This is a genomic window from Paenibacillus antibioticophila (genome assembly GCF_000455265.1).
Classification (GTDB): Bacteria; Bacillota; Bacilli; order Paenibacillales; family Paenibacillaceae; genus Fontibacillus; species Fontibacillus antibioticophila.
The window spans coordinates 613,380-626,254 of the sequence record NZ_HG005139.1 but is presented as its reverse complement, the minus strand read 5'-3'; the positions used below and the strand labels follow the sequence as shown (position 1 = coordinate 626,254).

Genomic DNA, 12,875 nt, shown 5'->3' with positions numbered 1-12,875 from the left:
CAAAATCAAATTATACCATGAGAATCATCCAATGATCAATTAATTATTGAAATAACTGTTAATTGCGATAAATTCTCGGCGCTCCGGTAATAACAGGTTGTTATCTATTCAGTTGGTGGACAAATTGTCCAATCCGGTGCAGCGCCTCGCTGATCTGGTTCACAGAGGTCGCATAGGAGCAGCGGAGGAAGCCTTCTCCCCCTGCGCCGAAGACATTGCCCGGTACGGCGGCAACTTTGGCCTCCTTCAGCAAGCCCGTAGCAAACTCCTCGGAGGTGAGTCCGGTTGATTCTATGCTTGGGAAGGCATAGAAAGCACCCTGCGGCTCATGACAGGCAAGACCGATGTCCCGCAAGCCCTGAACAATCAGACGTCTGCGCTGATTGTACGACTCCACCATATGATCCTTTTCCTCCAGGCCGTTCTTCAAGGCCTCAAGCGCAGCAATTTGTCCCATGACCGGAGCACACATGACCGTATATTGGTGGATCTTCAGCATCGCATAGATCAAGTCCGGGTGTCCGCAAGCATACCCCATCCGCCAGCCCGTCATGGCAAAGGCTTTGGAGAAGCCATTGACGAGAATCGTGCGATCCTTCATGCCAGGAATCGAAGCAAAGCTGACATGCTTCTCTCCATAGGTCAACTCTGAATAAATCTCATCGGAAATAACGATCAAATCATGCTTTTCAACAAGCTTGGCAATGGGAAGCCAGTCCTCATAGCTCATAATCCCCCCCGTCGGATTGCTCGGGTAATTAAGAATCAGAACCTTTGATTTAGGCGTAATCTTGGCTTCAAGCTGCGCGGCCTGGAGCTTGAAGCTGTCCTTCGCAAAGGTCTCGACCTCAACGGGTACGCCGCCTCCGACGGCCGTAATTGGAGAGTAGGAGATATAGCAAGGAACAGGGATAAGAATCTCGTCCCCGGGTACGATCAAAGCACGCAAGGCCAGATCAATCGCTTCGCTCGCCCCTACGGTAACCAGGATTTCATCCTTTGGATTATATTTTACCTGATAACTGTTATATAAGTACTCTGCAATGGCTTCCCGCAGCTCAGGGGTGCCCGCATTGCTGGTGTAGCTTGTAAATCCGCGTTCCAAAGAGTATACGCAGGCTTCTCTTACATGCCAGGGTGTAATAAAGTCAGGCTCCCCTACACCCAGCGTAATAATATCTTTGTTTCCACTGGCCAGGTCAAAGAAGCGGCGTATCCCTGAAGGCTGAATATCCCGTACGCGGGGCGCCAAATAGGACGTCATCGTCTTGCCGGCCGATTCCATGTGCTGCTCTTCCTGTGAATGAATACTCATGACATTACTTCCTTTACGGAGAAATCATCAGACGGCGATCTTCCTCAGGGTCCTCGAAGATGATACCGTCCTGCTTGTATTTTTTTAGAATAAAATGCGTCTTCGTCGACAGTACCGATTCCAGCGGAGACAGCTTGTCGGAGACAAAGCTCGCGACTTCCTTCAGGTTGCGTCCTTCAACCTCTACGAGCAAATCATAGGCGCCAGACATGAGGTAAACGGACATCACCTGCGGGAACAAGTAAATCCGCTCCGCAATCGCTTCAAAGCCGCGTCCGCGCTCAGGTGTAATCTGCACTTCGATCAGTGCGGTTACCTTCTCATCATCCAACTTGCTAGAATTGACCACTGTCGCATACTTCACAATTACATGATCCTCTTCAAGCTCGGCGATCACCTCAGCCACTTCCTGCTCCGACGAGCCTACCAAAGTCGCCAGCAGCTTAGGATCCCGGCGGGCATCCTCTCTCAGAAGATCCAGCACTTTCAGCTTCAATTCGCTTAATGGTTTCATGCTTCATCCTCCAGCGCTGTTCCGATTCAGGTCAATCACACCTAAAGTCTCGGAATCAAATTTACTACTTATATTACATGAATTTGTTACTCCTGCAAATAAAAACGTCCGCTTCATGGAAGATTTCCCCCGAAGCGAACGCCGATGACTTGCAAGTCGAGCACGTACTGTAGCCTTGAACTGTAGCCCTGACGGCTAGTTATATGGCTTTGTATTCACCTGATGAGGGGATACGTTAGACATATGTGCAGCTACGCTTCCCAGCTGACTTTGATGCTGAGCGACAAGTTGCTTCGCCTTCATGCATGCCTGTTCCGCTTCCTGCAGATTTTGATCTACTTCTTTACGTGAAGCCCCGGCAGGCTTGGTATATATCTGCTGCTGCTCCATCAGCTTGTACAGTTCGCCTTGCAATTTCAAGGTGCTATCGGTCAGTTCCGAGAATAAGCTGCGGATTGCGGGACATGAGGCTTCCGTAGTTGCCGTCGTATATTCGCGCGAAGTTCGTCTCAAGTCAGCCAGCATTATTTTTAACAGATCATCCTGCGGCAGCATGTCATTCTGAAGCTGATTGTTCACTTGATTCCCTCCTGTTGTCGTTATAGTCCATGGATGTGTGGAGCAGGCTATTGTGTCTGTCCGGGGGCAAGCGGCTGATGCTGCTTGAGCGCATCGCGAAGCTTGTCCATGTGCTGTTCGTGAGCCTGAATATGCTGGGTGACTGCCTGCGTAATCTGCGGATGTGTCGAGATTTGGACCGCAGCAGCACACATCTTGATCAGCATGTCCTCATTGGCAATACTATCGGCGATGTAATTAAGCTCCTTGCCGGAGAGCGCCTGCATTTGGTGATTGTTCATGTTGACTCCTCCAGGTTGTATTATGCGTTCGTGGCATATTATATCCTTGTTCCTAATTTTTATAAGGAGAGGCTGGTTATACTTATGTCATCCAGGTGAATATTGAGATAGGTGACTTTGTAAGGAGGAGCAAAGATGAAGCTGCACATCGGCAATTATCTCTGGATGAATCTGGACACCCGTGAGCCCCGAGCCACTTATCCCAAGCTTATGCAAGACCTCACCTGCGATTGTCTGATCATAGGCGGCGGCATCGGAGGAGCGCTATGCGCTCATTTGCTGCATCAGCAGGGGTTGTCCGTAGTCTTGTCCGAACAGAATACCATCGGCACCGGAAGCACCCTTGTCAATACCGGGCTCATTCAGTATGCCAACGATAAGAGCCTGACTTCCTTCATACATTCCCTGGGCGAGCAAAAGGCCGTACATTTCTACCGTGTATGCTGGTCTTCATTGGAGCATCTGAAGGAAATCAATCAATCGCTTCATCTTCACGCACTGGAGACACGCCCCAGCCTCTATCTAGCAAGCAGCGAAGAAGATGTACCTATGCTGCATAATGAATATGCGACCCTCCAGAAATATGGATTTCCTGCAGAATGGCTGGATGCCGATCAAATCGGCAGTAAATTTCCCTTTCAACGACCTGCCGCGATTTACACGAAGGGTGATGCGGAGATTCAGCCCGTTGATTTCACTCGCGGCCTAGTCAGCCACGCCGCCTCCAAAGGCGTTCAGGTATTTGAATACTCCCCCATTCAAATAGACACGTTCCGCCCGGACGGGGTGATCTGCCGATGCGGGGCCAACACGATCAAGGCGAAGCACGTTATCTTCGCGACAGGCTATATGGCTCAAACTCTGAAGCGGGAGCCTGGTGCAGAACTCGTTACCAGTTATGCCATTGCTACTGATTCCGCAGCCCATTTCAATGATTGGTTTGAACGCTGCCTGATTTGGGAGACAGCCCGTCCCTATTTGTATATGCGAACCACTTCAGGCGGAAATATTATTATCGGCGGATTGGATGAGCCCCTTCCTCCAGGAGGACTTAAGGAAGGAAGGGAGATTCAGAAGGGCAAGGATCTATTGCATCTGCTTCATCAGATGTTCCCTGAAAAATCCTCGCTCCAGATCAAGCGCTCCTGGGGAGCCGTATTCGGGCGGACACATGACGGATTACCGTTCATCGGAGGCCACCCTGACTTTCCCCGCTGTTACTTTCTGGAGGGATATGGAGGGAACGGGACCGTGTGCAGCATGCTGGGTGCTGAAATAATTACTGACCTTATTATGGGCATTTCACGAGAGGATGCAGAAATGTTCTCATTAACAAGAAGCACCAGACCTGTCCCTTCCAGTTAAGGGGCGGATCTGGTGCTTCATCTTGTTCTTACTCTTCGCTAACTGTCTTGATCAACTGATTCCGGTCATCCTCGGACAAAAAGCGGCTAACCTGGAAGCAGGCCGAGCAGACATAGACATTCAAGACGGCGCTTGACTGAAGTATAGGCGTATCCTTCGCTTGCATTTGTACCGGCTTAAAGCCCTGAGGCAATGGCTCTGTTCCTGCATGCAGCATATACTCCCGGCAGTGAGGACACTCCGGAACCTCCTCTTGAGCGTCCAGTTGCTTCTCTACTCCCGATTCATAGGCCAAAAGGTCTCCGCCCGCACCAGCAAAAGCTTCTACCCTGCGGATCGCGTTCAAATGGCTCTCCTCATCCTCCTGCCAGAGCCCTGCATCATCCGTATCATCACCGGAAGTCTCGTCTTCATCCTCCCAATCTTCATCCGAGCCCAGGGCAATATTAAGCGTTCGGTATCCCTTCAGTTCATTATGGCAATAAGGGCATTCTTCCTCGGGTCCCAGCTCCTCATCCCAGACAATCTCTGTCTGACACCATGGGCAAATTGTAGTTTCTACCATGTTATTTACATCCTTCCATAGGCCACCCAGCCTAAATCTTTTAAGAGGTTGTTTTGAACATGCACTTTAAGCATTCCACAAAAAAATAATACCTGCTACCAGAAATAACATTGAAGCCACAAACAGAACTCGGACCAAATTTTTCAGCACCAAGAATCCCCCCTATGCGATACAAGCTCCAATTACAAAGGATACGGAGACGGAGACTGCCATGGCAATCAGCCCTACCGCTGTATTCCCTTCGGCGATCTCCTTGTCGATCTGAAATACTGGTGTCAGGAACTCAAACATGATGTAAGCCAAGAACAACAGGAACGCTCCTACAAAAGACCAGGCCATGAAGTCATAAATGTTCGAGCGTGCGGTCGCAAAGCGCAAAATATTGCACAGAGCGAAGATTTTTCCGCCCGTTGCCAATGATGCAGCGATATTGCCCCGCTTGATCTCATGCCAGCAACGATATTTGGTCACAAGCTCGAAACACGAAAGAAATACGATCAATTCGATAACAGCTACAGAAAAATACCCTGCCATCAAACCTACCGGCTGCTCCAGCAGCGGATCAATACTTTCTCTCAACACACATCCTCCTCATCACTTCAGCTCGGCAACGGTAACCCCGGTTCCGCCTTCGCCGTAATTTCCCAGCCGGTAGCTCTTGATGTGCTTATGCTTGCGCAAATATTCAGATATGCCGGTGCGAAGGATACCCGTGCCCTTCCCGTGAATGATATAGACCTGTCCAAGATTCGCCAGATAGGCTTCGTCAATGAAACGGTCCACCTCGATAAGCGCTTCTTCCAGGTTGGCTCCCCGCAGATCCAGCTCGCTTCTAGTATTATCGTCTCTTGTCCGTTTAACGTTCGGTGCGACTTTTTGAACCGGTTTTGGCGCCGGCGAAGCCGCCAGGAGCTCCAGGTCGTCTAATGAAACCTTCATCTTCATGATCCCAAGCTGGACCAGCGCTTCCTTCGCTCCTGCAAGCTCTACAACATGCCCTTTCTGGTTCAGGCTGTAGACCATAACCTCATCCCCGGGACCGATCTGCCGCGGCTGTTTGCCCGCTTTGCGGACGGCTGTCTTCTTCCGCTGGGCAGGCTCGGCCTCCTCCAGCTGCTTGCGGGCCGCTATCAGCTTGTGATCCTTAACGGCAGCGCCTTCTTCCTGAGCGATTCGCCGAAGATCATCAATAATCTTCTCCGCCTCGGCTTTTGCCTTGGCAATAATAGCCCGCGCCTCGTCTTCGGCCTTCTCCAGCCTGCGGTCCTTCTGCTGCTCAAGCTTCTCAAGCTCGGCCTCATGGCGGCTTCGCAGATTCTCCAGATCCTTACGCAGCTTCTCGGCCGATTCCCGTTCCTGCTCTGCCGCGGTCCGATTCTCTTCGAGCGAGGCAATCATATGCTCTACCCGCTGATCCTCTTCCGTTACTTCACCGCGGGCGTAGTCCAGAATCTGCGATGGCAGCCCCAGACGCTCCGCAATGGCAAAGGCGTTGCTTCGTCCCGGAACGCCAACAAGCAATCGATACGTCGGACTAAGCGTATTCACGTCAAACTCCATACTTGCGTTGATGACGCCTTTACGCTCATAAGCATAAGCCTTCAATTCGCTGTAATGTGTCGTAGCGATCATGCGGCTACCGAAGCTGTGTATATGCTCCAGTATGGCAATTGCCAGTGCCGAGCCTTCGGCTGGATCGGTACCCGCGCCCACTTCATCCAGCAGCACGAGACTTTTAGGCGTCATCTGCTTCAGGATGGAGATAATATTCGTCATGTGGCTGGAGAAGGTACTGAGGCTCTGCTCAATACTCTGCTCATCTCCGATGTCTGCATAAATCGCGTCAAATACGCACAGCTGGCTTCCTTCCTCGGCAGGAACAAACAAGCCGGACATCGCCATCAGACTCAATAAGCCGATCGTCTTCAGCGTAACCGTCTTCCCGCCCGTATTCGGTCCCGTAACAATAATCGTGGAATATTGGTTGCCCAGCTCCACATCGATGGGCACGACCTGGTCGCGGTCAATTAGCGGATGCCGGCCTTTTCGCAGCTTCATAAATCCGCGATCATTCATCCTTGGAAGAACAGCCTTCATTTCGCGGGCCAAACGCGCCTTCCCAAATAAGAAATCCAGCTGGCCAACTACGTCGCTATCATATAGCAGCAGCTCGGCCTGGTCTCCCGTAAGCGCAGTCAGCTTTTGCAAAATAACCTCGATCTCGCGCTCCTCGCGAAGCCTGGTCTCCCGCAGCTTATTGTTCATGGCGACAATCGATTCCGGCTCTATAAAGAGCGTTGCCCCGGAGCCTGATTGATCGTGAACAATCCCGCCGAAATGGGCGCGGTATTCCGCCTTAACCGGAATAACAAACCGGTCTCCGCGAATCGTGATCAATTGATCCTGCAGCATTTTCGAGACGTTGGAGGACCGGATCATGGCCTCCAGCTTCTCGCGAATCCGGACTTCCCCTCCCCGCAGCTCACGGCGAATTTGGGCAAGCTCGGCACTGGCTGAGTCCAGTACTTCAGCGCTGTCGTCAATGCATCGCTTGATTGCATCCTCCAGCGGCTTTTGCTCGCTGATGTTCTCGCTCAAGGCATGCAGCAATTGGGCAGGATGCTCCTCGTGCATGGAAGCAAGGTAGCGCTTAATTCTCCGCGCCCCTTCCAGCGTCGTTGCCACTCCAAGAAGCTCATGAGGATTCAAGGTTCCGCCAATGCGGGCCCGCTTTACTGCAGGCGTCATATCGACGATTCCGCCGAAGGAAGGGGCGCCCTTCAATCTGTCGACCGTGAAAGCCTCCTCCGTTCCTTGCAGCAAGCGCTTGACTTCTTCCAGATCCGGTACAGGGACAAGCCGGTCCGCGGCCTCTTTCCCCATCGGAGTTTGTGTATATTTAATTAGCTGATCGATAATTTTGCGGTATTCCATCGTTTTGAATATTTTTTCGTTCAAGAAACTCACGACTCCCCTCGAGCATTGTTTATATTATATCGAATATCCCGTATTTCCGCCATTTGCAGTCCGGGTACATATTTAAGGTTTTTCCCGTACACACTAAGCAGGATTCAAAAGAAGGACCAAGGAGATCTATCCATTCTAAAAAGGAGGCCAAGTTCCATGCGATTTCTGGGACACGTTGTGCGTTTTATCGTATCAGCCCTCGTACTGCTTGTAGTGGGCTGGCTCGTCCCGCAATTCAGTATAGGCGGCTTTGGCAGCGCCCTGCTGCTCGCACTCGTCATTGCCTTGATCGGTTGGGCAATCGAAGGGATCTTCGGAAAAAAGGTCACCCCGTTCGGACGCGGCATCGTCGGCTTCATTACGAGCGCACTCGTCATCTGGCTGGCTCAATTTATTGTCTCCGGCGTATCTGTCTCTATTATTGGGGCGATCCTCGCGGCGCTTGTGATCGGGATCATCGATTTGTTCATCCCTGTGTCCACACCGTTTGAGGCAGGAAGAAGCCAGCGATAGCAGCTTCATATCGTACCGGCATCGAATTGATCGAAAAGCCTGGGGTATGCGCCTCGGGCTTTTTGACGTGTATATTCATTTTATGCGTTCACCATTTAGACACACTTCTCATTCTTTCTTTAACTGCAACTAGGCTATAATACATTTGGAATTGTCACAAATATATCATATTGCGGGGGATTGACAATGAGAAAGACGATTGCATTATTGATGTTATGCGTTCTTTTGACTTTGGCAAGTGCATGTTCAAGCAACTCCAATTCTGCAGCAAGCACTGAAGCCCAGGTTAAGCCCGAGGCCGAACTCGTCATCGAAGCCGTCAATTATGAATTTGACCAAAAAGAATACCGTGTAAAGAAGGATGTCCCTGTGCAAATCACCTTCAAAAATGTGGAGGGGAATCATGGAATCCTAATTCCCGGCTTGCGAGTGCAGTTGAGCGGTAAGAAAGACTCCGTCGTGATCACTCCGAAGGAAGCCGGAAAATATGAAATTGCATGCTCTATCATGTGCGGTTCTGGGCATGGCACCATGGTGTCTACACTTATTGTTGAGTGACAAACAACACGGCAAAATAGCGCCGCCCGGTCCCTTGTACCGGTGGCGCTATTCTGTTGATACGGCTATGAATCAATCCTGTTCTATTAATTCGATCCATTCATTGTATTCGTTCTGCAGCTTGGCATAGTCCTCCTTCAGACGCTGATATTCTGCTTCACGGCTCTCCGATTTCTCCAAGGACATTTCCCGCTCCACTTGAAGCAGGCGGTATTCATGAGAGACTATCTCGAAGCTGTCCGAAATCTGCTTCAATTCTTCCGCAAGCCGATCACGTTCCTTCAATACTTCTTCATAGTCCTCTTTCAAGGTCAGCACTTGTTCCCCGCCGGCTGCGCTCTCCTGCTGCCAGTTCTCAATTTGAAGCTGGAGCTCACGCTCTGTATCACGCCAGGAGTTCAGCTCCTGCTCCGCCAGAGCAAGCTGCTCGCGCCATTCCCGCTCGCGGATCTCCGCAGCTTCCCTTGCCTGTTCCTGATCTTCGGCAAGCGCCGCATAATCCTTAATGTCCTGCTCCAGCTGTTGAAGCCGGTCACCAAGCTTCTCTACTTCGTTCTGCAAACGCTCATTATCCTCACGTATAAATTGATCATTGTTGAACAAGGTTTCTTTCGTCTGCTCTGCCTCTGCAAGCTTTTCCTGCAGGCCCGACAGCTCCGTCTGCAGGTCTCTAACCCGATTTTGCTCCTGCGCCAAGTTATTCTTCACAGCTTCCTGCTCTTCCGCCGATACAGCAAGCTTACGCTCCAGACCTGCTGCAGCCTCCTTGCTCTCCATCAGCGTGATCTCCATCCGGCTAAGCTCTTCACTCCGCTTATCGGCAAGCTTTTGCCAGGATGCCTCGTTCTGAACGACGGCTTCCAGCTCCTCACGGAGCTTGTCCTCCCGGGCTTTCGTCTCTTGCTGCAGGCGCTGCTGCTTCTTAATCTCGCTATCTGCCGCTTGCAAGGATTGCTGCAGCAGCTTCACCTGCTGTTCCAGCCTAGCTGCGCTCTCTTTCGACTGTACGCCAGCTTTCCTCGCTTCCTCCTCACGCTCTTTGGCTGCTTGAAGCTCGCCTTGCGCCTTGGTCTTCTCCTGCTGCTCCTTTCGAGCCTCCTGTTCAACTCCGCGCAGCTTCGCCTGAAGTTGAGCATTGCTGCCCTTTAGCTCTGCTAGTTGACGTTCAAGCTCCTGAACCTTACCGCCCAGCTTCAAGCACTCCGCCTCCCTCTCTTGAAGAGAAGCAGCCTGCTTGGCATTCTGTTCGGTCAAGGTCTTCTTGTCACTTTTTAATTGATGCCGCTCTTCCTGAAGCTCCTTTTGTGCAGCTTCCTGTTTCGTATGGAGCGCCTGAAGGACGGAGATCTCCTGAGCTAGGCTTCCCTTTTCCTTCTGGAGTTCCTCTAGTTCAGCCTGCAGATCATCAACCTTAACCGCTTCTTCCGCCATTCTCACCGCAGCCAGCACGGCTAATCTCGGAGTATCCAGATGGGCGTATTGCTTGGCCATGGAGCGCATATGGCTGTCTACACGACGGGCGACTTGCTTCATATACTCGGGGTTGGAACCCACAATTTTATAGGATGTGCCGTATATTTCTACGTTTATTGTAATGCGATCAGGGGTATTCACAGCAGGGGCCTCCTTCGTCCTGGGTTACTCTTGGGTGTCGTTTTTTTATAATGCGCGTTCAAAAGTCTGCTTTGCCTCTTATAGAAAAGCCACACCGAAGCATGACTCTTACACTCATGATTCGATGTGACTCCACATAATTCCTGCTATTTTCTCAATTCAGCGGCAAAAGTTTGCTCAAGAGCTTGAATCACGGATTCATGCGCCTTCGCCACCTCTTCATCTGTCAACGTCCGCTCTATATGACGGTAGATAAGAGACAAGGCCACGCTCTTCTTGCCTTCGCCGAGCTTGCTTCCCGTAAAGACATCAAATACCTCGGCATGCTCAAGCCATTCGCCTGCTGTCTGCTTGATCAATTCAAGAAGCGAGCCCGCTTCGACGGACTGGTCAACTACGACAGCAATGTCCCGCTGCATGGCCGGGAAGCGCGGCAAATCGCGATAGCTTACTGTTTCCCCGGCATGGCTGAACAGAGGTGCGAGCAGCAGCTCGGCCGCATAGGTATCCTCCAGATCCATGTCACGCTGCAGCTCCGGATGAAGCTGACCCAGTGTGCCGATATGAACTTCACCCTCTCCGGCCGTATGCAGATAGAGCGAGGCGGAGCGTCCCGGATGGAAGCCCTTAGGACTATCAACTGCATAGCGTACCCGGCCTTCCAGACCCAGGCTGGCAAATACACTTTCCAGAGCCCCCTTCAGGTCGAAGAAGTCCACCTTTTCCGCAGAGGTGTTCCATGTCTTGAGTCCGCGGTTTCCTGTCAGCAGCAAGCCTAGAACAGCCAGCTCATGCGGCTTCTCTGCAAGCTTCTCATCAACCGAGTGGAACACAGTACCGATCTCGAAGATCGCCAGATCGTTCTGCTTGCGGTTCCGGTTGTACTGTGCCATATCCATCAGTCCCGGCAGCAAGCTTCCCCGGAGCACACTGCGGTCCTCGCTCATCGGCATGGCTAGGCGAGCCTCTCCGCCGCCTCTTCCGAGCGATGGGAATACACAGGCCGCTCCTTCACGAATGAATGAATATCCCAGTGTCTCCTGCCAGCCCCCGTGCACGAGCAGCTGGCGAAGCGCACGGCGCAAAGCCTGTGCCTTGGTGTAGCCTCCGGCTGTTGTCCGGCCCTCAATAAAGGTTGTAGGAATGTTATCATAGCCGTAGATCCGGGCGATTTCCTCAATGAGATCCACATCCCGGGTAATATCTCCACGACGTGTAGGAACCCCTACTTCAAGCTCGCCGGTACCGGCATCCCCGCACTCGAAGTGGAGACGCAGCAGAATGGCCTTAGCTTCCAGCAGCGAGATATCTGTTCCGAGATAATCGTTCACCTTGCTTAAAGAGAGCTTGATTGTCTTTGGCTCGGGTTCCCGCTCAACCGCCTGGACGATACCTTTATGCACTCGGCCGCCTGCAAGCTCTGCAATCATCAGCGAAGCTTGGTTGAGAGCAGGAAGAACTCTTGCCGGATCAACCTCCTTCTCGAAGCGTTGCGAGGCTTCAGAGCGAAGCCCCAGCTGACGGGAGGTTTTACGAATGGAACCGCCGTCGAATTTGGCAGATTCCAGCACAATGGTATGTGTTGAATCCGTCACTTCAGAATCCAGGCCGCCCATAACGCCTGCCAGCCCGACCGGACGGTCTTCCCCATCGACGATCAGCAGGGTTTCCGGTTCCAAGGTCCGCTCCTGTCCATCCAATGTAACCAGCTTCTCCCCTGCCCGTGAAGCACGTACGCCAATGGTTTTCCCGGCGATTTTGTCGGCATCAAACGCATGGAGAGGTTGGCCGTATTCCAGCATAACGTAATTCGTAATATCCACAATGTTATTGATCGGCCGGATTCCCGCTGCCATCAGACGGCTCTGCAGCCATAGCGGGGAAGGCTCGATTTCTACGCCGGAAATAACTCTTACGGCATACCGGTCGCACAGCTCGGGCGACTCAATTTTTACCTGAATCGATTCAGAGGCTGCATCAGACACTTCGATCAATTTGCTTTCAGGATCAGGGAGCTTTACTTCCCGGCCCAGTATGGCCGCTACTTCATATGCCGCTCCCAGCATGCTAAGACAATCCGAACGGTTCGGTGTCAGATCGAAATCCAGCACCTGATCATCCAGATGCAACAGCTTGGCGATCGGGGAACCGACTGTACTGTCGGCAGGAAGTACAAGAATACCCTCCTGCTGCTCCTTTGGCAGCAGCTTATCATTAAGTCCAAGCTCTTTGGCGGAACAGATCATCCCTTGGGAGACCACTCCGCGCAGCTTGGCTTTCTTAATGTCCAGGCCGCCCGGAAGCTTGGCTCCCACAAGCGCGACCGGTACTTTTTGTCCGGCATCCACATTTTTAGCGCCGCAGACGATCTGAAGATCTTCTTCTTGCCCGGCATCCACCGTGCAGATGTTCAGCTTATCCGCATCCGGATGCTTTTCCTTATGCTTGACATACCCGACAACAACCTGTGCGGATACCCCTTTGTTCCGGTTCTCAACGCCATCGATTTCGATCCCGGACCGGGTGATTTTCTCGGCGAGCTCGGCAACATCAACCTGCTCCAAAGATACATATTGTGATAACCAATCGGTTGAAACTTTCATC

12 protein-coding genes are annotated in these 12,875 nt (G+C 51.8%); 3 read left to right on the top strand and 9 right to left on the bottom strand.

The genetic code is table 11. The features are described from left to right. Positions 1 to 100 precede the first annotated feature (100 nt). The 4 genes from TX85_RS02700 to TX85_RS02685 form a co-directional block, all read right to left on the bottom strand. Entirely contained in the window at positions 101 to 1,315 is a 1,215-nt protein-coding gene (locus TX85_RS02700) for an aminotransferase class I/II-fold pyridoxal phosphate-dependent enzyme (RefSeq protein ID WP_044477611.1), read from the bottom strand. A gap of 13 nt (positions 1,316 to 1,328) precedes the next feature. Further along, positions 1,329 to 1,829, bottom strand: a complete 501-nt coding sequence (locus TX85_RS02695; RefSeq protein ID WP_044477610.1) for an Lrp/AsnC family transcriptional regulator — start codon at positions 1,827 to 1,829, stop codon at positions 1,329 to 1,331. A 195-nt stretch (positions 1,830 to 2,024) separates the two neighbouring features. Next, entirely contained in the window at positions 2,025 to 2,408 is a 384-nt protein-coding gene (locus TX85_RS02690; protein WP_233500588.1) for a spore coat protein, read from the bottom strand. Positions 2,409 to 2,455: 47 nt separating this feature from the next. Beyond that, positions 2,456 to 2,689, bottom strand: a complete 234-nt coding sequence (locus TX85_RS02685) for a hypothetical protein (RefSeq protein WP_044477609.1) — start codon at positions 2,687 to 2,689, stop codon at positions 2,456 to 2,458. Positions 2,690 to 2,824: 135 nt separating this feature from the next. On the opposite strand from TX85_RS02685, the gene TX85_RS02680 reads away from it, so the two are divergent. Continuing rightward, positions 2,825 to 4,054, top strand: coding sequence for an NAD(P)/FAD-dependent oxidoreductase (locus tag TX85_RS02680; protein ID WP_044477608.1), 1,230 nt, complete (start codon positions 2,825 to 2,827; stop codon positions 4,052 to 4,054). 28 nt (positions 4,055 to 4,082) lie between these two features. Here TX85_RS02680 and TX85_RS02675 read toward each other — a convergent pair whose 3' ends face one another. The 3 genes from TX85_RS02675 to TX85_RS02665 form a co-directional block, all read right to left on the bottom strand. Next, positions 4,083 to 4,619 carry a hypothetical protein gene (locus TX85_RS02675; protein WP_044477607.1) on the bottom strand — a complete coding sequence of 179 codons (537 nt, stop codon included), beginning with the start codon at positions 4,617 to 4,619 and terminating at the stop codon, positions 4,083 to 4,085. A 162-nt stretch (positions 4,620 to 4,781) separates the two neighbouring features. Then, positions 4,782 to 5,198: a DUF350 domain-containing protein gene (locus TX85_RS02670; RefSeq protein ID WP_233500587.1), complete on the bottom strand. Its 417-nt coding sequence runs from the start codon at positions 5,196 to 5,198 to the stop codon at positions 4,782 to 4,784. 15 nt (positions 5,199 to 5,213) lie between these two features. Next, the gene (locus TX85_RS02665; RefSeq protein WP_044477606.1) at positions 5,214 to 7,577 is read right to left on the bottom strand and encodes an endonuclease MutS2; all 2,364 of its coding nucleotides are present in this window, start codon (positions 7,575 to 7,577) and stop codon (positions 5,214 to 5,216) included. Between the two features lie 165 nt (positions 7,578 to 7,742). Between TX85_RS02665 and TX85_RS02660 the strand changes: the two genes are divergently transcribed. Both TX85_RS02660 and TX85_RS02655 read left to right on the top strand, forming a co-directional pair. Beyond that, positions 7,743 to 8,099, top strand: coding sequence for a phage holin family protein (locus TX85_RS02660; protein ID WP_044477605.1), 357 nt, complete (start codon positions 7,743 to 7,745; stop codon positions 8,097 to 8,099). Between the two features lie 186 nt (positions 8,100 to 8,285). After that, on the top strand, positions 8,286 to 8,657 hold the full coding sequence (locus TX85_RS02655) for a cupredoxin domain-containing protein (RefSeq protein ID WP_044477604.1): 372 nt from the start codon (positions 8,286 to 8,288) through the stop codon (positions 8,655 to 8,657). A gap of 72 nt (positions 8,658 to 8,729) precedes the next feature. On the opposite strand, the gene TX85_RS02650 is transcribed toward TX85_RS02655, so the two are convergent. Beyond that, positions 8,730 to 10,271, bottom strand: coding sequence for a hypothetical protein (locus TX85_RS02650; RefSeq protein ID WP_044477602.1), 1,542 nt, complete (start codon positions 10,269 to 10,271; stop codon positions 8,730 to 8,732). 146 nt (positions 10,272 to 10,417) lie between these two features. Continuing rightward, positions 10,418 to 12,874, bottom strand: coding sequence for a phenylalanine--tRNA ligase subunit beta (gene pheT, locus TX85_RS02645; protein ID WP_044477601.1), 2,457 nt, complete (start codon positions 12,872 to 12,874; stop codon positions 10,418 to 10,420). Position 12,875: the final 1 nt, after the last annotated feature.